At 74.3% G+C, this 24,513-nt stretch carries 26 protein-coding genes; 18 read left to right on the plus strand and 8 right to left on the minus strand.

Going from position 1 to position 24,513, the window contains the following annotated elements; genetic code table 11:
• Positions 1-12: 12 nt before the first annotated feature.
• Genes ACZ63H_RS23785 through ACZ63H_RS23800 form a run of 4 tightly spaced genes read right to left on the minus strand, consistent with a single transcriptional unit; the run spans position 13 to position 4,081 of the window.
• Positions 13-1,257 (minus strand): ketosynthase chain-length factor, encoded by a 1,245-nt coding sequence (locus ACZ63H_RS23785; protein ID WP_469868096.1) that lies wholly within the window; start codon positions 1,255-1,257, stop codon positions 13-15.
• A 9-nt stretch (positions 1,258-1,266) separates the two neighbouring features.
• Entirely contained in the window at positions 1,267-2,526 is a 1,260-nt protein-coding gene (locus tag ACZ63H_RS23790) for a beta-ketoacyl-[acyl-carrier-protein] synthase family protein (RefSeq protein ID WP_469868098.1), read from the minus strand.
• Positions 2,523-2,963, minus strand: a complete 441-nt coding sequence (locus ACZ63H_RS23795) for a cupin domain-containing protein (protein ID WP_469868100.1) — start codon at positions 2,961-2,963, stop codon at positions 2,523-2,525. The genes ACZ63H_RS23790 and ACZ63H_RS23795 overlap by 4 nt, the downstream gene beginning before the upstream one ends.
• Positions 2,964-2,998: 35 nt before the next feature.
• Positions 2,999-4,081: a SchA/CurD-like domain-containing protein gene (locus ACZ63H_RS23800; RefSeq protein WP_469868102.1), complete on the minus strand. Its 1,083-nt coding sequence runs from the start codon at positions 4,079-4,081 to the stop codon at positions 2,999-3,001.
• Positions 4,082-4,283: 202 nt separating this feature from the next.
• Between ACZ63H_RS23800 and ACZ63H_RS23805 the strand changes: the two genes are divergently transcribed.
• On the plus strand, positions 4,284-5,942 hold the full coding sequence (locus ACZ63H_RS23805) for an FAD-dependent oxidoreductase (protein ID WP_469868104.1): 1,659 nt from the start codon (positions 4,284-4,286) through the stop codon (positions 5,940-5,942).
• Between the two features lie 80 nt (positions 5,943-6,022).
• On the opposite strand, the gene ACZ63H_RS23810 is transcribed toward ACZ63H_RS23805, so the two are convergent.
• On the minus strand, positions 6,023-6,490 hold the full coding sequence (locus ACZ63H_RS23810) for an RDD family protein (RefSeq protein WP_469868106.1): 468 nt from the start codon (positions 6,488-6,490) through the stop codon (positions 6,023-6,025).
• A gap of 208 nt (positions 6,491-6,698) precedes the next feature.
• Between ACZ63H_RS23810 and glnA the strand changes: the two genes are divergently transcribed.
• The 4 genes from glnA to pspAB all read left to right on the plus strand — a co-directional run bounded on the left by glnA (position 6,699) and on the right by pspAB (position 10,149).
• Positions 6,699-8,108: a type I glutamate--ammonia ligase gene (glnA, locus tag ACZ63H_RS23815; RefSeq protein WP_469868108.1), complete on the plus strand. Its 1,410-nt coding sequence runs from the start codon at positions 6,699-6,701 to the stop codon at positions 8,106-8,108.
• A 152-nt stretch (positions 8,109-8,260) separates the two neighbouring features.
• On the plus strand, positions 8,261-8,518 hold the full coding sequence (locus tag ACZ63H_RS23820) for an SCO2583/SCO2584 N-terminal domain-containing protein (protein WP_469868110.1): 258 nt from the start codon (positions 8,261-8,263) through the stop codon (positions 8,516-8,518).
• Between the two features lie 73 nt (positions 8,519-8,591).
• The gene (gene htpX, locus ACZ63H_RS23825; RefSeq protein ID WP_469868112.1) at positions 8,592-9,512 is read left to right on the plus strand and encodes a zinc metalloprotease HtpX; all 921 of its coding nucleotides are present in this window, start codon (positions 8,592-8,594) and stop codon (positions 9,510-9,512) included.
• Between the two features lie 52 nt (positions 9,513-9,564).
• The gene (gene pspAB / locus ACZ63H_RS23830) at positions 9,565-10,149 is read left to right on the plus strand and encodes a PspA-associated protein PspAB (RefSeq protein WP_469868114.1); all 585 of its coding nucleotides are present in this window, start codon (positions 9,565-9,567) and stop codon (positions 10,147-10,149) included.
• 25 nt (positions 10,150-10,174) lie between these two features.
• Here pspAB and ACZ63H_RS23835 read toward each other — a convergent pair whose 3' ends face one another.
• Positions 10,175-10,450, minus strand: coding sequence for a hypothetical protein (locus tag ACZ63H_RS23835; RefSeq protein WP_469868116.1), 276 nt, complete (start codon positions 10,448-10,450; stop codon positions 10,175-10,177).
• Positions 10,451-10,619: 169 nt separating this feature from the next.
• Between ACZ63H_RS23835 and ACZ63H_RS23840 the strand changes: the two genes are divergently transcribed.
• The gene (locus tag ACZ63H_RS23840) at positions 10,620-11,360 is read left to right on the plus strand and encodes an alpha/beta hydrolase (RefSeq protein WP_469868118.1); all 741 of its coding nucleotides are present in this window, start codon (positions 10,620-10,622) and stop codon (positions 11,358-11,360) included.
• A 47-nt stretch (positions 11,361-11,407) separates the two neighbouring features.
• Here the strand turns inward: ACZ63H_RS23840 and ACZ63H_RS23845 are convergent, their stop codons facing one another.
• Positions 11,408-11,722 carry a hypothetical protein gene (locus tag ACZ63H_RS23845; RefSeq protein WP_467940303.1) on the minus strand — a complete coding sequence of 105 codons (315 nt, stop codon included), beginning with the start codon at positions 11,720-11,722 and terminating at the stop codon, positions 11,408-11,410.
• A gap of 220 nt (positions 11,723-11,942) precedes the next feature.
• On the opposite strand from ACZ63H_RS23845, the gene ACZ63H_RS23850 reads away from it, so the two are divergent.
• From ACZ63H_RS23850 to ACZ63H_RS23885, 8 genes are all read left to right on the plus strand, one after another.
• Positions 11,943-12,311: an ArsC/Spx/MgsR family protein gene (locus ACZ63H_RS23850; protein WP_469868120.1), complete on the plus strand. Its 369-nt coding sequence runs from the start codon at positions 11,943-11,945 to the stop codon at positions 12,309-12,311.
• A 280-nt stretch (positions 12,312-12,591) separates the two neighbouring features.
• Positions 12,592-13,623: a glutamine synthetase gene (gene glnII / locus ACZ63H_RS23855; protein ID WP_469868122.1), complete on the plus strand. Its 1,032-nt coding sequence runs from the start codon at positions 12,592-12,594 to the stop codon at positions 13,621-13,623.
• A 299-nt stretch (positions 13,624-13,922) separates the two neighbouring features.
• Positions 13,923-14,045, plus strand: a complete 123-nt coding sequence (locus ACZ63H_RS23860) for a hypothetical protein (RefSeq protein WP_267925127.1) — start codon at positions 13,923-13,925, stop codon at positions 14,043-14,045.
• Positions 14,046-14,164: 119 nt separating this feature from the next.
• Positions 14,165-14,761 carry a winged helix-turn-helix domain-containing protein gene (locus ACZ63H_RS23865; protein ID WP_469868124.1) on the plus strand — a complete coding sequence of 199 codons (597 nt, stop codon included), beginning with the start codon at positions 14,165-14,167 and terminating at the stop codon, positions 14,759-14,761.
• A gap of 60 nt (positions 14,762-14,821) precedes the next feature.
• Positions 14,822-15,850, plus strand: coding sequence for an NAD-dependent epimerase/dehydratase family protein (locus tag ACZ63H_RS23870; protein WP_469868126.1), 1,029 nt, complete (start codon positions 14,822-14,824; stop codon positions 15,848-15,850).
• 51 nt (positions 15,851-15,901) lie between these two features.
• On the plus strand, positions 15,902-17,179 hold the full coding sequence (locus tag ACZ63H_RS23875; protein WP_469868128.1) for a sensor histidine kinase: 1,278 nt from the start codon (positions 15,902-15,904) through the stop codon (positions 17,177-17,179).
• Positions 17,164-17,817, plus strand: a complete 654-nt coding sequence (locus ACZ63H_RS23880) for a LuxR C-terminal-related transcriptional regulator (RefSeq protein ID WP_469868130.1) — start codon at positions 17,164-17,166, stop codon at positions 17,815-17,817. The genes ACZ63H_RS23875 and ACZ63H_RS23880 overlap by 16 nt, the downstream gene beginning before the upstream one ends.
• A gap of 136 nt (positions 17,818-17,953) precedes the next feature.
• Positions 17,954-19,423: a DUF1996 domain-containing protein gene (locus ACZ63H_RS23885; protein WP_469868132.1), complete on the plus strand. Its 1,470-nt coding sequence runs from the start codon at positions 17,954-17,956 to the stop codon at positions 19,421-19,423.
• A 76-nt stretch (positions 19,424-19,499) separates the two neighbouring features.
• Here ACZ63H_RS23885 and ACZ63H_RS23890 read toward each other — a convergent pair whose 3' ends face one another.
• Positions 19,500-19,892 (minus strand): hypothetical protein, encoded by a 393-nt coding sequence (locus ACZ63H_RS23890; protein WP_469868134.1) that lies wholly within the window; start codon positions 19,890-19,892, stop codon positions 19,500-19,502.
• Positions 19,893-20,008: 116 nt separating this feature from the next.
• Here ACZ63H_RS23890 and ACZ63H_RS23895 point away from each other — a divergent pair, with 116 nt between their 5' ends.
• The 4 genes from ACZ63H_RS23895 (at position 20,009) to ACZ63H_RS23910 (ending at position 24,506) form a co-directional block, all read left to right on the plus strand.
• On the plus strand, positions 20,009-20,509 hold the full coding sequence (locus tag ACZ63H_RS23895; protein ID WP_469868136.1) for a tetratricopeptide repeat protein: 501 nt from the start codon (positions 20,009-20,011) through the stop codon (positions 20,507-20,509).
• A 49-nt stretch (positions 20,510-20,558) separates the two neighbouring features.
• A complete protein-coding gene (locus tag ACZ63H_RS23900) occupies positions 20,559-22,499 on the plus strand; it encodes a hypothetical protein (protein ID WP_469868138.1) in 1,941 nt (646 codons plus the stop codon).
• Between the two features lie 70 nt (positions 22,500-22,569).
• Positions 22,570-23,448 (plus strand): metal-dependent hydrolase, encoded by an 879-nt coding sequence (locus tag ACZ63H_RS23905; protein ID WP_469868140.1) that lies wholly within the window; start codon positions 22,570-22,572, stop codon positions 23,446-23,448.
• Complete coding sequence (locus tag ACZ63H_RS23910; RefSeq protein ID WP_469868229.1) at positions 23,448-24,506, plus strand: PDR/VanB family oxidoreductase; 1,059 nt, start codon at positions 23,448-23,450, stop codon at positions 24,504-24,506. Before ACZ63H_RS23905 ends, ACZ63H_RS23910 begins: the two co-directional genes overlap by 1 nt.
• Positions 24,507-24,513: the final 7 nt, after the last annotated feature.

The raw sequence follows: 24,513 nt of genomic DNA on the forward strand, positions 1-24,513 counted from the left end.
CCTTTGCTGTGCTCACTGCCTGGTGCCGGCTCGCAGCACCAGCGCCGAGTTCGACCCCATGAGTCCGCGGCTGAGCACGAGTGCCGTGCGCGGCTCGGCGGCACGGGCGCTGCCCGTCACGAGGTCGAGGTCGTGGCAGACGTCGAAGACGTTCGGCGTCGGCGGGATCAGGCCGTGCTCCATCGCCAGCACGGCCGCGGCGGTGTCCAGCACGGGGGCCGCGCAGTAGCCGCGGCCGAACCCGGTCTTCGGGGCGGTGACCGGGACCCGGGCGGCGTGCGCGCCGAGGGCGTCGGCGATCGCCAGCGCCTCGGCCCGGTCGGCCTCCGGTACCCCGAGGGCGTCGGCGAAGACGACGTCGATCTCCTCGGGGGCCGCGCCGGCCTCCGCCAGCGCCTGCCGGATGGCGTGCGCGAGTCCGTCGCGGGAGTCCGCCCAGCGGGAGGCGCCGGTGAAGGTGGCCCCGTGGCCCGCGACGACGGCCCGGACGTCGGCGCCCCGGGCCCGGGCGGTGCCCGCCGCCTCGACGACGAGCATGGCGCCGCCCTCGGCCGGCACGAACCCGCACGCCCCCTCGGTGAAGGGGCGGTAGGCCCGGGCGGGGTCGGTCTCGCGGCTCAGTTCCGCGTAGCCGAGCTGGCAGACCATCGAGTACGGCGCGAGCGGCGCCTCGGTGGAGCCGGCCACGATCACGTCGGTGCCGCGGCGCACCGCCCGGGCCGCGTGGGCGAGGGCGTCCAGGCCGCCGGCCTCGTCGGAGGCGACGACCGAGCACGGCCCCTTGAAGCCGCGGCGGATGGAGACCTGGCCGGTGCTCGCGGCGTAGAACCAGGCGATGGACTGGTACGGCCCGACGAACCGGCTGCCCTTGCCCCACAGTCGCTGCAGTTCGCGCTGGCCGAACTCGCCGCCGCCGGATCCGGCGGCCGTGACGACGCCGATGGAGTACGGCGCGTCCGGGATGCCGGACGGCCCGAGCCGGGCGTCGTCCAGCGCGAAGTCGGCCGCGGCCATGGCGTAGTGCGTGAACCGGTCGGTCTGGACGAGGAAGCGCTCCTCGATGGTGGCCGCCGGGTCGAAGGCGCGGACCTCACCGGCCACCTTCAGGGGAAGGTGCTCGCAGCCCTCGCGGGTGACCCGGTCGAGGACGCTGAGGCCCTCCTGGGTCGCCTTCCAGAAGGTGTCGGTGCTGGTGCCGTTGGGTGCGACCACCCCGATGCCGGTGATGGCCGCCTGCCGGTCCTTCGGTTCGCTCATCGTGTGTCCTCACTCCCTCGGCCGGGTCAGGATCACCGCGGACTGGAATCCGCCGAACCCGCTGCCCACGGACAGCACGCTGTTCAGCTTCCGTTCGCGGGCGACACGCGGGACGTAGTCCAGGTCGCACTCCGGGTCGGGGATCTCGTAGTTCGCGGTCGGCGGTACGACCTGCTTGGCGAGGGCCAGCACACAGGCGACCAGTTCGATGGCGCCGATCGCCCCGAGGGAGTGCCCCACCATGGATTTGATGGAGCTCATCGGGGTGTCGTAGGCGTGGTGGCCGAGCGCCCGCTTCACGGCCGCCGTCTCGTGGCGGTCGTTCTGCCGGGTGCCGGAACCGTGCGCGTTGACGTAGTCGATCGCCGTGGGGTCCAGCCGCGCCTGCCCGAGAGCGGTCTCGATGGCCCGCGCCATCTCCAGGCCCTCCTTGGTCAGGCCGGTCATGTGGTAGGCGTTGCCGAAGGTGGCGTAGCCGCCGAACTCGCAGTACACATGGGCACCGCGGGCCCGGGCGTGTTCCAGCTCCTCCAGGACGAGCACCGCGCCGCCCTCGCCCATGACGAAGCCGTCACGGTTGTTGTCGAAGGGCCGGGAGGCGTGCGCCGGGTCGTCGTTGTTCGGGCTCGTGGCCTTGATCGCGTCGAAGCAGGCCATGGTGATCGGGGATATGGGGGAGTCCGAGGCCCCGGCGACGCATATGTCGGCGCGGCCCTCCTGGACGGTGTGGAAGGCGTAGCCGACGGCGTCCAGGCCGGAGGTGCAGCCGGTGGAGACGGTCTGTACCGGACCCCGTGCGCCGAAACGTTCCGCCACGGCGGAGGCCACGGTGCTCGGGGAGAACGCCCGGTGCAGCTGCGGTTCGGCCTCGGCGTGGTCGACGTCCCAGCGCTGCCCGCGGTGGCTGACCAGGACGTAGTCGTGCTCCAGGCGGGTGGTGCCGCCGACGGCGGTGCCCAGGGAGACACCGACCCGCCAGGGGTCCTCCCGGGCGAGGTCGAGACCGGAGTCCCGCACCGCCTCCTCGCCGGCGACCAGGGCGAACTGTATGTACCGGTCCGCCCCCTGGACCTGCTCCGCGTCCAGGCCGTGCGCGGCCGGGTCGAAGTCGCACTCGGCCGCGATCCGGGACCTGAGCCCGGCCGGGTCGAAGAACGTGATGCCCCGCGTCGCGGTACGGCCTTCGGCCAGCAGGTCCCAGAACGCCGGTACGCCGATCCCGCCCGGAGCGACGACGCCTATGCCGGTGACCGCCACGCGCCGGGTCATGAGCGGACCTGTTCCCGGCCGGCGGGCTCGGCGACGGCGGCCACGGGCCGCGCCGTCTCCTCGGTGTCGACGTGGCCGAGGGCCGGCCGCGGGGCGAGCGGGCCCAGGTGGAAGACGAGCCGCGCCTCCACGTTGCCGACGTTGCGGAACCGGTGGCGCATGTTGATCGGGATCATCAGGCCCTGCTCGGGCCGCAGCGGGTGCGGTTCGCCGTCCAGGTCCACCTCCAGCTGCCCGCACAGGACGTAGACGAACTCCTCGGAGTAGGGGTGGTAGTGCTCGCCGATGCGGTCACCGGGCTGGACGATGGCCACGCCCATGAAGCCGCTGGTGGCGCCCACCGTCGAGGGGGTGAGCATGGCGCGCAGATCACCGCCGCGCCGGGTGTTGGGCTCGATCTCGCTCAGGTCCACGATCTTCGGAAGGGGTGTGATCACGGTGTTCCTCCGTTGGTTGGGCCGGCCCGTGGGGGTCAGGCGTCGGGCGAACGGCGGTCGGTGACGAGGTCCATGCCGACGGGCTCGCCGTCCAGCAGGGCCTCCAGCGCGGCCGGGTCCCCGGGCTCCGGCAGGGCGGCGCGGGCCCCGGAGCCGGGGCGTACGTCGAGCAGCCGCACGACGACGTCGTCGCGCTGGAAGACCGTGCTGCGCAGGACGGGGCCGTCCGGGTCGTCCGCCGCCGCCTCGTCCTGCTGGGCGAGCAGCTCCGCCAGCCGCATGCCGAGGCCCGGCCGGGCCGGGTAGTAGCGGGCCAGCCGCTCGCCCTCGGTCAGCTCGTCCGCGGTGACGTGGTGCACGGCGGGCAGCGCCGCCCGGGTGAAGAAGACCCGCGCGGACTCCTGGTCGTCCAGGTCCCGCTCCTGCTCCAGATAGGGGTTGATGGCCTCCTCCACGGCCCGCACCTCGGGCTGCCGGGCGACGTGGCGCAGCGCCGCGAGCAGGTCGCCGCGCACCTCGATGGCCCGCACCACCCGGTTGCCGTGCATGAACAGGGAGGTGCGGCACAGCCGGGTGGTCTCGTCGACCCGGGCCCGGGGCGAGGCGTAGTCGGCCAGGATCCGCTTCACCTCCTGCTCGCTGCCGGGCCGCACCGTGAAGGTGAGCGCGTGCCGGATCACCCCGTCGCCGATCCGGGGGGAGGACTGGAGCCGGCGGCGCTCGGGGGCGGCGGCGGCCTCTCCCCCGGTCTCGCGGACGACGTGGAAGCGCAGCGAACGGGTGTCCCGCACGCAGCTGTGCAGGGGCTCCACCATCCGCACGTGCTCCTCGCTGTTGACCCAGGTGAGGAACGGCGGGGCGCTCTCCCACTCGCTGGTGATGAGCCATTGGGAGGGGTTCTCGATGGACTGGCACAGCTGGTCGCTGACGTGGCCGGGAACCTGTGCCACCTGGTTGCACAGCTGTTCGTAGGCCTCCAGGAACTGCTGCTGGGCGCCGTCGTGGACGTCCACGAGGAGGACGACCCGCAGGCGGGAGCCGTCGAACACCGACTGGGAGACCCGCTTCGACACCTGGCGCGTCGACGGGGCCGAGGGCTTTTCCGACAAGGTGGTCATGCTGCGCACATCTCCTTCACGGGGGCAGAGGCAACGCCGGCGGCCGAATGACGCGACGTCAGCGCTTCTTGATCCTGTGCCGCTTCCCCCGCGTCGCGCGACTCGCGTGAACCACGCGGGTGATTGAGCACGCGAAAGCCGTCCCACAGGGCACACAAACACCAATGCGCCCCGCATCCCGAACCCTGCCTCTGGAGCCCTGATGCAGCAGAAAGCCGATCACCGGGTGCCCGTCCTCGTCGTGGGCGGCTCCCTGGTGGGCCTGTCCCTCTCCCTGTTCCTGGGCCGTCTCGGCGTACCGCACATGCTCGTCGAGCGGCATTCCGGGACCTCGATCCACCCGCGTGGCCGCGGCAACAACCTGCGCACGATGGAGCTGTTCCGGGTGGCCGGCATCGAGCCGGACATCAAGGCGGCGGCCTCGCTGCTCGCGGACAACCACGGCATCCTGCAGACCCCCACCCTTGCGGGTGACGCCGGGGAGTGGCTGTTCCGGCACATCGACCCGGGCGGCGGGCTCGCGAGGTTCAGCCCCACCACGTGGTGCCTGTGCAGCCAGAACGACCTGGAGCCGGTGCTGCTGAAGGGGGCCCGGGCGCTCGGCGGCGACCTGCGCTACTACCACGAGCTGGAGTCCTTCTCCCAGGACCCCGAAGGAGTGACGGCGTACGTCCGGGACCGCGACGGCGACGAGCTGTACACGGTCCGCGCGGACTACCTGGTGGCCTGCGACGGCCCGCGCAGCCCGGTGCGGCGCCGGCTCGGCATCGGGCAGAGCGGGCCCGGCGACCTGTTCGCCAACGTGAGTGTCACCTTCCGGTCCAAGCTGCTGGCCGAGGCCGTCGGCGACCGGCACTTCATCTGCTGCTACCTCACCGACCCGGAGGCCGACGGCGCGCTGCTGCCCGTCGACAACAAGGAGCACTGGGTCTTCCACGCGCCCTGGCACCCGGAGCACGGCGAGCGGCTGGAGGAGTTCACCGAGGAACGGCTCCAGCGGCACATCCGGCTGGCCGTCGGCGTGCCCGACCTCGACGTCGAGATCACCGGGAAGGCGTCCTGGCGCGCGGCGGAACGGGTCGCCGAGCGGTACACGGCCGGCCGGGTGCTGCTCGCCGGGGACTCGGCCCACGAGATGTCGCCGACGGGCGCGTTCGGCTCCAACACCGGCATCCAGGACGCGCACAACCTGGCCTGGAAGCTGTCCGCCGTGCTCGACGGCTGGGCCGGGCCGGACCTGCTGGAGACCTACGACACCGAGCGCCGGCCGGTCGCCCTGGCCACCAGCGCCCGCGCCTCGGCCCGCTCCGTGGAGCACAGCCACCCCGGCTTCGCCCCGACCCCGGGCGTGGGCGGCGGCCCGCGCAGCGGCATCCTCCCGGTGGTCCTCGCCTACCGCTACCTGGAGGGCGCCGTCCTGGACGCCGACCCGGCCCAGCCGGTCGTACCCGACGGGGTGCGGCTGACCGCGGACCCCGGCAGCCGGGCCCCGCACCTGTGGCTGCGCCGGGCCGACCGGCGGCTGTCCACCATCGACCTCTACGAACGCTCGCTCGTCCTGCTCTGCGACGCCGCCTCCGCCGCGGGCGCGGCCTGGTGGTCCGCCGCGCGGCGCGTCGCGGACGCGGACGGCGTGCGCCTGCGGGCGTACCGGATCGGCGCCGGCCCGGACGCCGACCTCGTGTACGACGCGGAGGGGCCCGGCGGCGGCACCGACTGGGCGTCCCTGCACGGCACGACGGCCGACGGCGCGGTCCTGGTCCGCCCGGACGGCTTCGTGGCCTGGCGCGCGACGGGCGCCGCAGGGGACCCGGAGGCGGAGCTGCGGCGGGTGCTGGGGGCGGTGCTGCGGCGGGGGTGAGACCAGCGGGCGAAACGCCCGAGGTCACCCGCGCCGCGCGGCACGGGTGGCCTCCCCGCCGCGGCCGGGCCGGGCGCGTGTCAGATGCGGACCTCGACCGTCTGGGCGAGGCGGTCGTGCAGGCCGCGGCCGTCGCGGTCCCAGACCAGCGCGGGGATCGCGAGGCACAGCAGGACCGTGCGCAGCAGGGCGCGCCCCGGGCTGACCGTGCCGGTGCGCAGGGCCACCACCCGGATGCCGAAGAGCCGCTTGCCGGGGGTGCTGCCGACGGTGCCGACGGTCAGCGCGCTCAGCACGAAGAAGACGCCCAGCGCCCAGTTGCTCGTGGCCGCTCCGTTGCCGTGTGTGATCAGGCCGTATGCGATCAGGACGCACAGCGCCCAGTCCACGGCGAGCGCGCCGAGCCGCCGTCCGGGCCGTGCGATCGAGTTCGGCCCGTCCTCGGGCAGACCGAGCTGCTCGCCCCGGTAGCCGAAGTCGGCACCCGCATCTTCCATGGCCGCGCGCGGGCCGGAGAGCCACGATCCGATTGCCTGCCTGTTGTCCACCCGTCCACGGTACTGCGTCCGGTTTCGGACACTACGCGCAGGGGTGCGCGGGGCTACGGTGGACACGTGGCTGGTTAACTTCTGCGAAACAAACGGGTCACGCCCGAGAAATCACCCGTCCCTAGGGTCGAGACCACCGTGTGCCACCGCACTGGCCGCACGAACGATCACCACCCCGGCGAGGACGGTCGGGAGTAGGAGGAGCTGGATGTTCCAGAACGCCGACGAGGCCAAGAAGTTCATCGCGGACGAGGACGTCAGGTTCGTCGACGTCCGCTTCTGCGACCTGCCGGGCGTCATGCAGCACTTCACGGTGCCCGTCGAGGCGTTCGACCCGGACGAGGAGCTGGCCTTCGACGGATCGTCGATCCGCGGTTTCCAGGCCATCCACGAGTCCGACATGGCTCTGCGTGCCGACCTGTCCACGGCCCGTGTCGACCCGTTCCGCCGGGACAAGACCCTCAACATCAACTTCTTCATCCACGACCCGATCACGGGCGAGCAGTACTCCCGTGACCCGCGCAACGTGGCGAAGAAGGCGGAGGCGTACCTGGCGTCGACCGGCATCGCCGACACCGCGTACTTCGGCCCCGAGGCCGAGTTCTACGTCTTCGACAGCGTGCGCTTCGCCACCTCGGCGAACGAGTCGTTCTACCACATCGACTCCGAGGCCGGCGCCTGGAACACGGGCGCGCTGGAGAACAACCGCGGCTACAAGGTCCGCTACAAGGGCGGCTACTTCCCGGTCCCGCCGGTCGACCACTTCGCCGACCTGCGCGCCGAGATCTCCCTGGAGCTGGACAGGCAGGGCCTGAAGGTCGAGCGCCAGCACCACGAGGTGGGCACCGCCGGCCAGGCGGAGATCAACTACAAGTTCAACACGCTGCTGGCCGCCGCCGACGACCTCCAGCTCTTCAAGTACATCGTGAAGAACGTGGCCTGGCGCAACGGCAAGACCGCGACCTTCATGCCGAAGCCGATCTTCGGTGACAACGGCTCGGGCATGCACGTGCACCAGTCGCTGTGGAGCAACGGCGACCCGCTGTTCTACGACGAGGCCGGTTACGCGGGCCTGTCGGACATGGCCCGCTACTACATCGGCGGCATCCTCAAGCACGCCCCGTCGCTGCTGGCCTTCACCAACCCGACGGTGAACTCCTACCACCGCCTGGTGCCGGGCTTCGAGGCGCCGATCAACCTGGTGTACTCGCAGCGCAACCGCTCGGCCGCGATGCGTATCCCGATCACGGGCTCCAACCCGAAGGCCAAGCGCGTCGAGTTCCGCGCGCCGGACTCCTCCGGCAACCCCTACCTCGCCTTCTCGGCCCTGCTCCTCGCGGGCCTGGACGGCATCAAGAACAAGATCGAGCCGGCCGAGCCGATCGACAAGGACCTGTACGAGCTGGCTCCCGAGGAGCACGCGAACGTCGCCCAGGTCCCGACCTCGCTGAACGCCGTCCTCGACGCGCTGGAGGCCGACCACGAGTTCCTCCTCCAGGGCGACGTGTTCACGTCCGACCTGATCGAGACGTGGATCGACTTCAAGCGCACGAACGAGATCGCGCCGCTCCAGCTGCGTCCGCACCCGCACGAGTTCGAGCTGTACTTCGACGTGTGACCGACCCGCGCACCACAGCCGAGGCCCCGGCGCTCCCCGCGAGCGCCGGGGCCTCGGCCGTGCGCGGGCCGTGCAACCATTCCGGCTTCCCGGACTTCCTATTGTCGGAGGATCATGCCTCCGGAGTGCCGGACGAGAGAGGTTGTACGGGGATGGCGGAACTGGACGACTGGGAGCACGAGTTCGATCACGCGTGGGCGAACTCGGCCGAGCACAAGGAGCCCTCCGCCCGGGCCCGGATGCTCGCCGCCCGCTGGAAGGAGAACCCGCCGGAGCCGGCGCCCTTCCGGGCGGACCCGGACCCGGTGCGCCCGCGCCGGTCGTCGTGGGTGTCGACGGCCGTGGTGCTCGGGTGTGTGGCCGCGGTGATCGTGCTGCTGGGGTACGCGCAGATGCGCTCCCCCTACTGATCCCTCCTCCGGGGAGCGGCGGGTGCACACTGGACAGGCGGGGGGTGAGTGCCCGACTGCGGGGTGATGCGAGATGCGGAGCCGGTTCCACAGCGATCGGCGGCTGACCGTGCGCATGGGCCTGACGCTGTTCCTGCTCGGTCTGCTGTACGTGGGCTTCGTCGCGGCGCTGATCGTGCTGCTGAGGTCCTGGGTGCTGGTCGCAGTCCTGATCGGGGCGCTGTTCGTGGCCCAGTTCTGGTTCTCCGACCGGATCGCCCTGTTCGCGATGCGCGGCCGTCCGGTGACCCGGGAGGAGTATCCCGGGCTGCACGCCGTCGTCGACCGCCTGTGCGCGATCGCGGACCTGCCGAGGCCCGTGGTCGCCGTGTCCGGGATGGATATGCCGAACGCGTTCGCGACCGGGCGCAGCGCGGACCACGCCGTGGTCTGCGTGACCACCGGGCTGCTCCGCCGGCTGGAGCCCGACGAGCTGGAGGGCGTGCTCGCGCACGAGCTGTCGCACGTCGCGCACAAGGACGTCGCCGTGATCACGGTGGCGTCCTTCCTCGGGGTGGTCGCGGGCCTGGTCGTCCGGTTCGCCTTCTACTCGCAGATCTTCGGCGGGGGCCGCCGGGACCAGAACACGGCCGTCGTCTTCGCCGCCGTCCTGGGCGTCTCGGCGGCCGTGTACGCGCTCAGCTTCCTGCTGATCCGGGCGCTGTCCCGGTACCGGGAGCTGGCGGCCGACCGCGCGGCGGCGCTGCTGACGGGGCGGCCCTCGGCGCTGGCGGCGGCGCTCACCAAGGTCTCCGGGGAGATCGCGCGCATCCCGACGGAGGACCTGCGGACGGCCCAGGCGTTCAACGCGTTCTACTTCACCCCGGCGACCGGCCGGGAGCCCGGCATCGAGCGCTTCCTGTCCACCCACCCCACCCTGCGGCAGCGGCTGGACCAGCTGGGCCGGATCTCGGTGGAGCTGGGCGAGGCGGCCACGCCGGGCAGGGCGGGGTGACCCGGCAAGCCCGGTCCGGCCGGGCCGGGGCCGCGGAGGGAGGAGGCCGACCGTGCGGTTGCTGGACGTCCTGCTGGGCCGTACCCGGCCGGTCGTGCCCGATCTCGACCGGCTGTTCGCACTGCCGTCGGCGGCGGTGACGCTGGAGGCGGCGGCCGGTTTCACGCCGGCCGGGAGCGGGGCGGTGTGCTTCGCCACGGTGGAGGGCGCGGCCTTCGCGCGGATCTGCGCGGAGGTGCGGGCGCTGCTGGACGCGGACAGCGACCGCACCGGCCCGCCGGTGGAGCCGCTGCGGGACGGCTACGGCTATTCCTGGCTGGTCTCGCGGCGCTCCCCCGGCCAGCTGCCGCAGCTCGTGGCCGATCTGCACGCGGTGAACAGCTCGCTGGAGTCGGCCGGCTTCGGCCCGCAGCTGCTGTGTTCGCTCGTCTCCTTCACCGACGGCACCGGGCGGCGGGTGGCGCTCGTGTACCTCTACAAGCGCGGCACCTTCTACCCGTTCGCCCCGCTGCCCGGTGCGGCCGAGCGGCGGGACGCCGCGCTGGAACTGCGGCTGAAGGCCGCCCTCGACGGCGATCTGCCGATCGAGCCGGACCCGGGCCGCTGGTTCCCGGTGTGGGGCGCCCCCGGCCTGTGACGGCCGGCGGCGGCCCCCCGCCGGGTCACCGCGTCCTCTCCCGCTCCTGCCGGCGGGCCTCGAAGGGCCGCTCGCGGCGGTAGCGGCGCTCCCAGCGGGCCTGGCGGTCCCGGCGCTCCCGGTACGCCCGGTAGTCGCCGGGCGGGGCGCCGGGGGCGGGCGCGGGCGGGGCCGCGCCGGGGGAGCCGCGTCCGTGCGTCGCGTACAGGTACAGCAGCGCCACCGCGGCGAGCCACCAGAGGTGGTTCCCGAATCCGAGGATCACCAGGACCACGGTCCCGGTCGCGAGGATGCCACGCATGACGGACCTCCGTGGGGTGAGTCGGGGGAAGCGGAGCGTGTCTGTTTCGTCTCCGTACGTACAGCGTAGGGAGGGCGCGATCAGCGGCGCATCCCGTTTTCCGCGCGCCCCGCAGCGTTTCCCGGGGGTTCTCGCGGGCGCGGGAGGGCGCCGTGAGTGAATGGCCCGCATGGACCAACTCTCCACCTTCACCCACGCCTTCGACGGTGAACGGCTCAGCGTCGCGGGCGCCGGTCCGGCCGGGCGGGCCACGGCGGTGCTGCTGCACGGCGCGGGCAACGGCAGCAAGGAGCGGCTGCTGCCGTTCCTCGCGGACTTCGCCGGCCAGGGCTGCCGCGCCCTCGCCTTCGACTTCTCCGGGCACGGCGACAGCACGGGCGCGCTCGCGGAGTCGAGCCTGCGCCGCCGGTACGAGCAGGCGGTGGCGGTGCTCGACGCGCACGCGCCGGCGGAGGACCCGCTGATCGTGGTGGGTTTCAGCATGAGCGGGCAGACGGCCGCGGACCTCGTGCGGCACTACGGGCGCCGGGTCGCGGCCGTGGGCCTGTGCGCGCCCGCCGTCTACGGGCCGGAGGCCTGGGACGTGCCGTTCGGCAACGGCGACAGCCGCTTCTCGGAGCTGATCCGCACGCCGGACGCGTGGCGCGGCTCCCCCGCGCTGGAGGTGCTGCGCGCGTACGCGGGCCGGGCGGTGCTGGCGGTGCCGGGCCGCGACACGGTCATCCCGGGGGCGGTCACGGAGGCCGTGCAGGAGGCGCTGTCGGAGCGCTCCCGGTTCTCCCGCCTCGACCTCCCGGACGCCGAGCACATCCTCGGCCTGTGGTTCCGCGACCACGACCGGGACCGGCGGGAGTTCGTGCGGCGACTGCTGGCGGAGTGGGACGGACGCCCGGAGGCGCCCCGCCGCTGACGGTGCCGGGTGCCCTCGCGCCGGCGCGGGGGCACCCGGCACCCAGCTCACCGCGAGTAGCGCATCAGCGTCCGCACCATGTGGCACGTGGTGTCGGAGGGCGGCCGCATCCCGATCCGCTCGGCGGTGCCGCGGATCGTCTCGTTCCGGGCCTGGTCCGGCAGATAGACCCCGGAGTCGAGCAGGGCTATGGCGAGGCGCATGGCCTTCAGGCGCCGGTTGTGGGTGACGTACCACTCGCGCGGCCGTCCGGCCGGCAGCGGTCGCTTCGCCTCCGGCGCGTAGGGCGAGTCGAACAGCACGGGGTGCTGGACGGTGGACTGGGTCGGCAACGGCTTCGGCTTGAGGGCGGCAGCGGGCACGGGCATCCTCCTGTCGCGGTCAGACCGGTCGCCGGCGGCCCGGCGCCCGGTCTCGAACACTGCTTCAATTCTACCGGCGGCCACTGACAATCGACCGGCTGCGGCAGCGAGCGAATTCCCTGCTCACGCAGGAAATTGGCGCCCTGTCACAGGCGGTGGGGATGAGGCTGCCGGGGCGCCGGAAATTCGAACAGAGCGGGTGGCGCGTACCGTGTCGCCCATGGAGATCTGGATCAATCCCGCCTGCTCGAAGTGCCGTGGCGCGCTCACCCTGCTCGACGCCGAGGGGGCCGAGTACACCGTGCGGCGGTACCTGGAGGACGTGCCGGGCGAGGACGAGATCAGGGCCGTACTGGACCGGCTCGGCCTCGAACCGTGGGACATCACGCGCACCCAGGAGGCGGCGGCCCGGGAACTGGGGCTCAAGGAGTGGCCGCGCGACGCCGGCGCCCGGGACCGCTGGATCGCCGCGCTCGCCGGGCACCCCAAGCTCATCCAGCGGCCGATCATCACCGCGGACGACGGGACGGCGCTGGTGGCCCGCAGCGACGAGGCCGTACGCGAGGCGCTCGCCCGCAACAGGCGCTGACCCCGCCGCGCGCCGGGGCCGCCGGGGGACGAGCGGCCCCGCCCGGATGCCGCGCACGGCGGCCCGCGGTCGTACGCAACCCGGGCGGCCGGGGCCGCGCCGTCCCACCACGTGAGCCTCGGCACACGAACACCAGGTAACACGGGGTTCACATTCGGGCAATGGCCGGGAAACGGCCTGTTGACAGGCTGCCCGCAGTTCGAGCGGCGCACCGGTGCCGCAGCGCCGCAGCATCCGTCGAGGCGGGTGCGCCCGACCCACCCCCGAAGGATGTGGCCCCGTGACCTTCAAGGCTGAGTACATCTGGATCGACGGCACCGCGCCGACGGCCAAGCTCCGTTCCAAGACGAAGGTCATCACGGGTGCCCCGGCCGGTCTCGACGCGCTGCCGCTGTGGGGCTTCGACGGCTCCTCCACCAACCAGGCCGCGGGCAACTCCTCGGACTGCGTGCTCAGGCCGGTCTTCACCTGCCCGGACCCGATCCGCGGCGGCGACGACATACTGGTGCTGTGCGAGGTGCTGGACACCGACCTGACCCCGCACCCGTCCAACACCCGGGCCGCGCTGGCCGAGGCGGCCGAGCGGTACGCCGCGCAGGAGCCCATCTTCGGCATCGAGCAGGAGTACACCTTCTTCGACGGCGCCCGCCCGCTCGGCTTCCCCGAGGGCGGCTTCCCGGCCCCGCAGGGCGGCTACTACTGCGGTGTCGGCGCCGACGAGATCTTCGGCCGGGACGTCGTCGAGGCCCACCTCGACAACTGCCTGAAGGCGGGCCTCGGCATCTCCGGCATCAACGCCGAGGTCATGCCCGGCCAGTGGGAGTTCCAGGTCGGCCCGCTGGCCCCGCTGGAGGTCTCCGACCAGCTGTGGGTGGCCCGCTGGCTGCTCTACCGCACCGCCGAGGACTTCGGCGTCTCCGCGACCCTGGACCCCAAGCCGGTCAAGGGCGACTGGAACGGCGCGGGCGCGCACACCAACTTCTCCACCAGGGCCATGCGCGAGGGCTACGACGCCATCATCACCGCCTGCGAGTCGCTCGGCGAGGGCTCCAAGCCCCTGGACCACGTGAAGAACTACGGCGCCGGCATCGACGAGCGCCTGACCGGCCTGCACGAGACCGCCCCCTGGGACGAGTTCTCCTACGGCGTCTCCGACCGGGGTGCCTCGGTGCGCATCCCGTGGCAGGTCGAGAAGGACGGCAAGGGCTACATCGAGGACCGGCGCCCGAACGCCAACGTCGACCCGTACGTGGTGACCCGCCTGCTGGTGGACACCTGCTGCGCCGCGCTGGAGAAGGCCGGCCAGGTCTGATCCGTCCCGCGCCACCCGGGGGGCGCCCGCCCATCACGGCGGGCGCCCCCCGCCGCGTGCCCGGCGCCGCCACGGAGCGGGCCGACCGCCGGGACGCCGGCGCACGCGTACGGCTCGGCCCGGCGCCGCTGTCCGAGGAGTGAGACGGCGCCCCGGTCGCCCCCGGCCCGTCACCAACCCGCTGACCAGCGCGGAAAATCGGGTGCACGCGGTGTTTCCGCGTCAATTTCCCACCAAGGAAGCGTCCAAGCAGTGAGAGGAGTCTCCTGCCCGCCGCGCGGCTCTGCTTCAATGGGCGCATGGCCAGCATCCAGCAGATCACCGCGACGGGTCGCTATGACCTCCAGCCGTTCTGGCCTTCCCGTCAGCACCACGACTTCGACCGTGTGTGTCGCCCCGCGATGAACGCGCGGGCCCTCTAAAGCCGTACCCCCGGCCTTCGGCCAGCGCGAAACGACGTACGTCCGCCGGTGACGCCCGACCACGAATCGGGGCCGCCGCACCTCCCGACGACCTCCTCGCGCGAAAGAGCTGACCTCTCATGGCGACCACCCGTTCCCTCTCCACCGCCACCCTGCCCACCCCCGCCCCCGCCCCGCACGGCACCCGGCACCGGCTGCGCGCCGTCGACCGGGACGAGGTGGTGGACGTCGCGGACTTCCTGCCGCCGGGCGCGACCTGGCTGCCCGCGCCGCAGCACACCCTGCCCACCCTGCCGGGCCAGCCGCCGATGGTCGGCTACCTGGTGCTGGTCCCGGCCGACCAGCGGCCCCCGTTCCTGCCGGTCGCCGTCCCCGACCAGCCGGAGCCCCAGGCCGCGCGCGCCGAGGCGGAGCCCGGCGGCGAGCCGCTGGTGCGCATCGACCCGGTGCGGCGCACCGCCAGCGTCGACGGCCGCGAACTCGACCTGACCTACCTGGAGTTCGAGCTGCTGGCCCACCTGGTGGCGCATCCGCACCGGGTGCACACCCGCGACCAGCTGGTCACCACGGTGTGGGGCTACGGCCACGTCGGCGACGGCCGCACCGTGGACGTGCACATCGCCCGGCTGCGCCGCAAGCTGGGCGACGGGCACCGCCAGGCCATCCAGACCGTGCGCCGGGTCGGCTACAAGTACACCCCGCCGACCGCCCGCTGACCCTTCTGCCCTCGGCAGAGACCCGCGCCCCACGGACCCGGACCGGGCAGGATCACCGGCATGAGACTTCTGGTGCTGGGCGGTACGGAGTTCGTGGGGCGCGCGGTGGCGACGGCCGCGCTCGGCCGCGGCTGGGAGGTGACCGTCTTCCACCGGGGGCGGCATCAGCCCCCGCCCGGAGTGCGGTCGTTGCACGGGGACCGCACCGCGCCCGGCGGCCTCGCCGCGCTCACCGCCGCCGGGGCGGGCGGCGACTGGGACGCCGTGGTGGACACCTGGTCGGCCGCCCCGCGCGCCGTGCACGAGGCGGCCCGGCTGCTGCGCGGCCGGGCCGGGCGGTACGCGTACGTCTCCAGCCGGTCGGTGTACGCCTGGCCCTGGCCGCCCGGCGCCGCGGAGGACGCCCCGCTGGTCGACGGCGCCGCCGACGCCGGGGCGCGGGACTACGCGGCGGACAAGCGCGGTGGCGAACTGGCCGCCGTCGGCGCCTTCGGCGCGGCGGACGCGCTGCTGGTGCGGGCCGGGCTGATCCTCGGCCCGCACGAGAACGTGGGCCGGCTGCCCTGGTGGCTGACCCGGATCGCGCGCGGCGGCCCGGTCCTGGCCCCCGGCCCGCGCGGGCTGCCCCTGCAGTACATCGACGTCCGCGACCTCGCCGGCTGGCTGCTCGGCGCGCTGGAACGCGGGCTCGGCGGACCGTACAACCTGGTGGGCCCGCCCGGTCACACCACCATGGGCGAGCTGCTCGCGGCCTGTGTGCGCGCGACGGGCGCGGACGCGGAACTGCGCTGGACCGATCCGGAGGCGATCCTGGCCGCCGGGATCGAGCCGTGGACCGAGCTGCCGATCTGGGTGCCGCCGGGCGGCGAGACCTACGACGCGGTGCACCGCGCGGACGTGTCCCGGGCGGTGGCGACCGGGCTGGTGTGCCGGCCGGTGCAGGAGACGGTCGCGGACACCTGGCACTGGCTGAGCGGGCTCGGCGGCACCGGGCCGCAGCGGCCGGACCGCGCCCGCCCGGGGCTGCACCCCCGGGTGGAGGCGAAGGTGCTGGGCCTGGCCGGGGGTGTACCTGACACCACCCCCTGACGTGGGGCTCCGCCCCGTGACCGGACCGGCCGGGTCAGCCAGACTGGCGCCATGAACACGGATGCTGAGCGGGACGACTTCCGCGCCCGCACCCGGCAGGCGGTGCTGGCCGCCGTACGGGGCCTGGTGCTGGCCCTGGTGATGCCGCCGGTGACGGTGCTGTGCTTCGTCCTCACCGTCCTGTCCGTCGTCCTCCTCCCGCTCGGCCCCGGCCTGTTCCTGGTGCCCCCGGTGCTCGGCGCGGTGCGCAGGTACGCCGGGACGCGGCGCGCTCTGGCCGCCGAGTGGGGCGGGGTGGTGATCCCGGTGGCCTACCGGCCCGTTCCGCCGGGGGCGGGCCCGTGGACGCGCGCGGTCACCGTGCTCCGGGACCCGCAGACCTGGCGGGACGTGCGCTGGCTGCCGGCCGACATGACCGCGGGCACGGTCACCGCGCTGCTCCCGGCCGTGCTGCTGTTCTTCCCCCTCCAGGGACTCCTGGTGGCGGCCGGGCTGTGGCGGGCGTTCGTGCGGGAGCCGGGCGACACCTACTGGTACGCGTTCGTTCCGGTCACCGGGCAGGCGACCGCCCTGCTCGCCGGCGCCCTCGCCGCCGTGCTGCTGGTGGCCGCCCACCGCTTCACCCCGCCGCTGCTCGTCCGGCACTTCCGGCTCACCCGGGCCGTCCTCGGCGGCGGCCGGGGCGAGCTCACCGAGCGGGTGCGGGTGCTGACCGAGACCCGGCGGGACGCGGTGGACACCTCGGCCGCCGAACTGCGCCGGATCGAACGGGACCTGCACGACGGCGCGCAGGCCCGGCTGGTGGCCATGGGCATGGACCTCGGGACCGTCGAGACGCTGGTCGAGAAGGACCCGGCGGCGGCGAAGAAGCTGATCGCGCAGGCCCGCCGGAACTCCGCCGAGGCCCTGGAGGAGCTGCGCGACCTGGTGCGCGGCATCCATCCGCCGGTCCTCGCCGAGCGCGGCCTCGGCGACGCGGTACGGGCGTCGGCGCTGCGGCTGCCGCTGCCGGCCGAGGTGACCGTGGAGCTGTCCGGCCGGGCGGAGGCACCGGTGGAGTCGGCCGCCTACTTCGCGGTCAACGAGGTCCTCACCAACGCCGTCAAGCACTCCGGGGCCGACCGGATCTGGATCGACGTGCACCACACCGACGGCCGGCTGCGGCTCACGGTCACCGACAACGGCCGGGGCGGGGCGCTGGCCGGGGCCGGCTCGGGGCTCGCAGGCATCGAGCGCCGGCTCGGTACATTCGACGGAGTCCTGGCCGTCAGCAGCCCCGCGGGCGGTCCCACCAAGGTGACCATGGAGATCCCGTGCGTGTTGTCCTAGCCGAGGACCTCTTCCTGCTGCGCGACGGGCTGGTGCGGATGCTGGAGGCCCATGGCTTCGAGATCGCCGCGGCCGTCGGGTCCGGCCCGGAACTCGCCGAGGCGCTGGCGAAGTCGGCGCCGGACGTGGCCGTGGTGGACGTACGGCTGCCGCCCACGCACACCGACGAGGGCCTGCAGTGCGCGCTCGCCGCCCGCCGGGCCCGGCCCGGGCTGCCGGTGCTGGTGCTCTCCCAGCACGTGGAACAGCTGTACGCGCGCGAGCTGCTCGCCGACGGCGACGGCGGGATCGGATATCTGCTCAAGGACCGGGTGTTCGACGCGGCGCAGTTCGTGGACGCCGTACGACGGGTGGCGGCGGGCGGTACGGCCATGGATCCGCAGGTGATCCAGCAGTTGCTGACCCGGCGGTCGGCCGCCGACCGGCCGCTCGCCCGGCTCACCCCGCGCGAGCGGGAGGTGCTGGAGCTGATGGCCCAGGGCCGCTCCAACGCGGGCATCGCGGCCCACCTGGTGGTGACGGAACGGGCGATCGCCAAGCACACCTCCAACATCTTCGCCAAGCTCGGCCTGGAGGTCTCCGACGACGACAACCGGCGGGTCCTGGCGGTGCTCGCCTATCTGGACCAGGACCGGTGAGCCGCGAACTCCCCTGATCCGGCGGTCGATTCGCGGGACCGGTGAACACCTTCGGGGCGGCGTCCGTATGGGAGGGCGCCGCTTCACTCCTGTCGGGCGCCTCGATGCCGCCCCGCAAGGAAGTCAGAGGAGTTCCATGGGACGCAACACACGAAAACGCCGTACGCCGCCGGCCGCCAAGGCCATGGCCGCAGCGGCGGCCCTAGCGCTCGGTGGGGGCGGGTTGCTGTGGGCGAACTTCCACGCCTCGGCGCACGAGCCGGACCACCGGACCTGGGGAGCCGACCGGACCGGGGCGGCGACCGCGCAGGTGGCGACCGTCTCCTGCCCGGACGTCGGCCAGCGGCTGACGAACGTGCCGGACGCGGCCCGGCAGGGCGTGGCGAGGGAACTGGCCGCCCTGGACCGGCAGATCACCGAGGCGTACGCCCGGCTCGCCGCCACCCGCGACGCGCAGGCGAAGGACCCCGGCTTCGTGCGGAACGCGATCACCGGCCCGCTGGGCGAGAAGCGGGCGGCGGCGATCGACCGGATCCGGACCGGTGTCCAGCGGGCCGGCGGCTCCTTCGACGACGCGCTGAAGCGGCTCGCCCCCTGCACGACCCGCGGCGCCGACCGGACCACCGCGGACGGCGGGCGGCAGGACGGGGGCGGCCGGCAGCAAGGCGGCACCGGCGGGCAGGCCGGCAACGGACCCGTCGCGGCCGACTTCGTCGACATCACCAAGGTCGCACCGAACGTCCAGGGCCGGCCCCGCCGGACCGGCAACGCCTCGACCGGCACGTTCACCACCCGCTGCGGGGTGAACGCCAACAAGAACCACAACACCGACAACGTGATCGTGGCGCCCGGCGTCACCAACGGCGCGCACCACCTGCACGACTACGTCGGCAACCAGAAGGTCGACGCCTTCGCCGGCAACCAGACCTTCCTGCGGGGCGGCACCAGCTGCCGCAACCGCGACGACCTGTCCTCCTACTACTGGCCGGTGGTCCGCGTCCAGGACGGCACCCGGGACTTCGACCAGAACGCCGACGGCGGCGGCAAGGAGGGCAACGTCGGCCGGATCCTGACCCCGGTTAAGGCCGAGATCAAGTACGTGGGCAGCCCCGCGGCCAAGGTCGTCGCGATGCCGCGGTTCCTGCGCGTCATCACCGGTGACGCCAAGACCACCACCAACGGCCTCGCCAACGCCAACGCGCACTGGAGCTGCACCGGTTTCGAGGACAGGGTGCAGCTCACCGAGCAGTACCCGATCTGCCCGCGCGGCAGCAAGGTGGTGCGTTCGTTCGCCTTCCAGAGCTGCTGGGACGGGCGGAACACTGACAGCGCCAACCACCGCGCGCACGTGGCCTTCGCCGACCCGGCCGGCGGCGTCTGCCCGAGCGGGTTCACCGCGATCCCCCAGCTGACCATGCGGCTCGTCTACGCCGTCACCCCGCCGGTGATCCGCAACGGCCGGGTGCGGAACGCCTACGCGGTGGACGGCTTCCCCGAGCAGCTGCACAAGCCGGCCACGGACCACGACGACTTCATCAGCGTCACCCGGAACGGGCTGGCCGGCAGGATCGCCGACTGCCTCAACCGAGGCCAGGACTGCGCGTGACCCCCCGCACGGGCAGCTGACAGGAGGCCGGTGACGCCCCCCACCGTCACCGGCCTCCACCCTGCCCGAGGCCGCGTCAGCCGCCGTGCGCGTGATGCCCGGCGCCCGCCTCCAGTTCGCCGCCCAGCGTGCCGCGCAGCGCCCTGACCACCCCGTCGTCGCCGACGGCCACCCACTTGCGGCCGACCAGGTAGTGGCCGCCGTAGTCCTTCGCGTCGTCGATCCACTCGCGCTGGCCCCGGTCGGTGGCGAACGTGGCCAGGACGAACCGCCCCCTTCCGGTGCGGCAGACGGCCTGGCGGATCTCGTCGGCGTCGGTCTGCACGTCCGGCGCGCACCGCACCTCGGCCGCCAGGTGCTCCAGGCTGCCGGCCGCGGTGGGCGGCACCGCGGCGGTGTCCCCGTCCGGCCCGCAGCCCGCCAGCGCCAGCAGCACCGCCACGACGGGCGCCCATCGCGTCACCCTCATCCGTTCCTCCGGTCCCGGTGTGCCGGGCGGGCCCCGGCCCCCTCGGATACGGCTCCCGGGCCCGGGACGCTCAAATCCCGGTGACCGGGCGGGCACGCGCGTGCGAAGGTGGCGGGGTGAGCCAAGACTGGGAAGACCGCGTGACCGCCGCCTGGGCCACGTTCGACGACTGGCCGCAGGAGCGCGCGCACGAGTTCCGCGCGCTGATCGACGCCCTCGTCGCCGAGCTGCCCGGCGACAGCCCGCTCGGCCCCTTCGAGCGGGCGTGCGCCTGGGACTCGACCGGGCACTCCGACAAGGCGGTGCCGCTGTACCGCGAGGCGCTGGCCCGCGGCCTCACCGGCTACCGGGGCCGCCGGGCGAAGATCCAGCTGTCCAGCTCGCTGCGGAACACCGGTCACCCGGAGGAGGGCGTCGAGCTACTCACCCCCGAACTGGACGCACCGTCCGACGAGTTGGACGACGCGGTGCGGGCGACCCTCGCCCTGTGCCTGTCCGGCCTCGGCCGTGATCGCGAGGGGCTGTCCCTCGTGCTCGGCGCGCTCGCCCCGCATCTGCCGCGCTACCAGCGGTCGATGGCCGGCTACGCGCGCGCCCTGGTCGAGCCGGAGGCCTGAACCGGCCGCCCCGCGGTGACCGACCCACGGCTCGCTCGTTCTTCCGGACGTGCAGTCACAGGATGTCTCCCCGCGTCACGCCCCTTCCGCCGGCACCGGCCCGGTCGACGTCGAGCAGGCCGAGGCCGCGTTCGTCGAGCACTATCCCCGGCTGGTCCGGCTCGCCTATCTCCTGCTGCCCCCGGGCCTCGGCCGCGGCCGCCGCGTGCTGACCGCACACGCCCTCGCCCAGCGCGCCCTGCCCCGCGGCCGCTCGAAGCCGCCCCTGGTCCCGGCCCAGGGCGGGGGCCGGGACGACGACCCCGAGTACGCCTACCTGCGCGCCCGGGTGCTGCGCGCGGCCCTGGCGGCGGCCCGCCCCCGCAAGGGCCTGCCCCGCCTCGCCCCGCTGCCGCAGGTGTGGGGGCTGAAGCTGTTCCCGCGCTCCGGCGGCGCCGACGCGCTCGCCCTCGACCAGCGGCTGGGCGCCCTGTCGGCCCCGGCCCGCGCCGCCTATGTGCTGCGCGGACTGGAGCAGCTGCCCGACGCGGACGTCCGCGAGCTGCTGAAGGCGGCCGGCGTGTCCGACCCGGGCGGCGCGCTGGCCTCCGCCAACCGGGTGCCCGCGCACCCGGGGCTGCTCTCCTCCCCCGAGTTCGACCCGTGCACGCTCCAGGCCCGGCCCACCGACCTGATGCGCCGCCGCCAGCACACCAAGGCCGTCCTCGCCGCCGCCGCCGCGCTCGCGGTGTGCGGCGCGCTGGTGGCCTCGCCGAGCGGCGGCTGGGGCCCCGACGGCGCCGCCGCGCCCGCGTACGCCGACAACCCCGCCGCCGAGGCCGCCCTCGACCCCGGCAGGCTGACCCGTGTCTCCCCGGCCGCCTGGCGGACGGCGGACCGCACCGGCTTCTCCGTGTGGCCCGCGCGCGGCCCGCTCACCGGCGACCCGGCCCTGCTGCGCCGCGCCCTGGCCGTGTGGGCCCGCCCCGGGCGGAGCGTCCGGGTCTCGGCGACCCCGGGCACGCCGACCGGCGGCCCGGCCGGCCCGCCCCAGCTGCTGTACGCGGGCGAGGTCGACGCCGCCCGGGTGGTGCTGCTCTACGACGGCCTGCGCGTCGCCCGCTACGCCGAGCCGAAGGACGGCACCCGGGGCGCGGCCCTGGACTTCGCCCGGGTCGACGGCGCGACGGGCCCCGGGGCGAGCGCGCTGGTGCTGGGCCGCTCCGACGGCAACGTCCGCTATCTGACCGCTCCCTGGGTGACGAAGGCGGCGCGCCGGGACCTGACCAGGCCGGACGCCGCCGCCCTCCCGCTCGGCCTCGCCGACGGCGTGACCGAGCCGCTGGCCAGCCCCGCCGTGCGGCCCGGCGACTGCGCGTCGTGGACCGTGCTCCAGCTGACCGACGCCACCGGCACGCACCTGGGCACCGATCTCGGCGAGCTGGTCCCGGCCCGGCTCACGGCCGGCCGGCCCGGCGCGGCCGAGGACGCCTCCGGCGCGCGGGGGCTGCGCACCTGGGCGCCGTTCGCCTGCTCGCTGACGGCCATGCGCTCGGCGGGCGTCCGCAGCGTCAATGCCTGGGCGTTCGCCGAGCAGCCGCTGCCCGGCGCGGGCGAGGCGGCATGGGGCTCCCCCCGCCCGGCAGGCGGGGGAGGGACCGGCACCTGGGTGTGCACCCGGGCGGAGACCTGGCGCGGCGACGGCACGGCCGCGCTGGCCCAGTTCCGGGCGCCGGGCGGGGCGGCCGGGGCCGTCGTCGCCAAGGGCACGGACGTCCCGGCCTGCGGGCCGCGCGATCCGCGGGTGCTGGCCGGGGTGCTGTGGAAGTCGGCGGGCGGCACCTGGTACCTGCTGGCCGCGGGCAGCAAGGACACGGCGTCGATCGAGGCGACGGGCGGGGTCACCGCGTCCGGGACGGGGCCGCTGCTGGTGGCGCGGGCCGAGCGGGGGGCGCGGGCCGAGCTGAAGGGCGTGTCGGAGGACGGCCGGGAGATCAGCGGGCTGCGGTAGCCGGCACCGGCGTCGACAAGGTGGGGCGCGGGGGGTTCTCAGCCGCGCTACCCATCAGTACATTGACGCCATGTCTAATACGCAGGCCCGGGTGCCGCTCAAGGCGCGCGACGTGTCCTTCTCCTGGGACGCCACACCGCTGCACTGGGTGCCGGGGGATCCCTTCACCACGCACACCATCAACGTGCTGCACCTGCTGCTGCCCGCCGGGGAGCGCTGGTTCGTGCGGGTGTACCGGCAGGCGCTGCCGCTGATCCGGGACGACCGGCTCCGCGAGGACGTCATCGGCTTCATCGGGCAGGAGGCCGTGCACTCCCAGGCGCACGACGGGGTGCTGCCGCGCCTGCGGGAGCTGGGGCTGGACCCCACGCCGTACACCGCGCAGGTCGACTGGTTCTTCGAGAAGCTGCTCGGCGACCGGACGCTGCCGCCGGGCCGGCCGCGCCGGTGGTGGCTGCTGGAGCGGGTCGCGCTGATCGCGGCCATCGAGCACTACACGGCGTTCCTCGGGAACTGGGTGCTCAACGCGGGGGAACTGGACCGGCGCGGCGCCGACCCGACCATGCTGGACCTGCTGCGCTGGCACGGCGCGGAGGAGGTCGAGCACCGCTCGGTCGCCTTCGAGCTGTTCACGCACCTCGACGGGAGCTACCGCCGGCGGGTCCGCACCTGGGCCGCCGCCTTCACCGCGCTGGTGTTCCTGTGGCAGCGCGGGACGCGGTTCTTCATGGAGAACGACCCGCTCCTCACCGACGGCAAGGCCGGCCTCAAGGACTTCTACGACCGGGGCAGGCGGGGCCTGCTGCCCGGGACCGGGGACATGCTGCGGTCCATACCCCGCTATCTGGGCCGCGGCTACCACCCCTCGCGGGAGGGCGACACCGAGCAGGCCCTCGCCTACCTGGCCGCCTCCCCCGCGGCCACGGCGGCCGAGCGGAGGGCCGCGTGATGCGGGGGCCGCGCACCGCCGCGATCGTCGCGGGCGCCACGACCGCCGCCCTGCTCACCCGGCGGGCCCTGCGCCGCCGCGTGCGGGTCTCGCCGCTGTGGCCGCTGCCCGCCCTGGACCCGCCGGTCTCCGGCCGGTCCCGCCAAAAGCCCCTGCGGCTGCTGCTCACCGCGCACGAGACCGTCGCGGACGGGGTCGTGCGGCTGCGCCTGGAGGGCCGCGACCTGCCGCGCTGGGAGCCCGGGGCGCATGTCGACCTGGTGCTGCCGTCGGGGCTCGTCCGGCAGTACTCCCTGTGCGGGGACCCCGCGGACACCTCCGCCTACACCCTCGCCGCCCGGCTGGTCGCGGACGGCCGGGGCGGCTCGCGCGAGGTGCACGAGCAGCTCGCCGAGGGCATGGAACTGGAGGTGCGCGGACCGAGGAACCGCTTCCCCCTGGTCGCGGCGCCCGCCTACGTCTTCGTCGCCGGCGGCATCGGCATCACCCCGGTCCTGCCCATGCTGCGGGCCCTGCCGGACGGCGCCGAGTGGCGGCTGCTGTACGGCGGGCGGACACGGGCCTCGATGCCGTTCCTGGACGAGGTGGCGGGGCTCGCGGGCGACCGGCTGACGCTCGTCGCCGAGGACGAGGACGGCCGGCCGGACCTGGCCGCGCTGTTCGCGGACACGGCCGCGGGCACGGCGGTGTACTGCTGCGGTCCCGAGGGGCTGATGGCGGCCGTCGGGGAAGCGCTGCCCCCGGGCGCCACCCTGCACCTGGAGCGGTTCGCGCCGCACGCCGGGGCCGGCGGCGACGCCGGGTTCGAGGTGGAACTGCGCCGCAGCGGGCGGACGGTCACGGTCCCGGCCGGCTCCAGCGTGCTGGCCGCGGTGCGCCGGGAGCTGCCCCACACCGCCTACTCCTGTGAGCAGGGCTTCTGCGGGACCTGCCAGCAGCGGGTGCTGGAGGGCGAGGTCGAGCACCGGGACGAGCTGCTCACGGACGCCGAGCGGCACGACTCGATGCTGATCTGCGTCTCCCGGGCCCGGGGCGGCCGGCTGGTGCTCGACATGTGATCACCGG

It is taken from the genome of Streptomyces sp. NPDC104831, assembly GCF_055583025.1.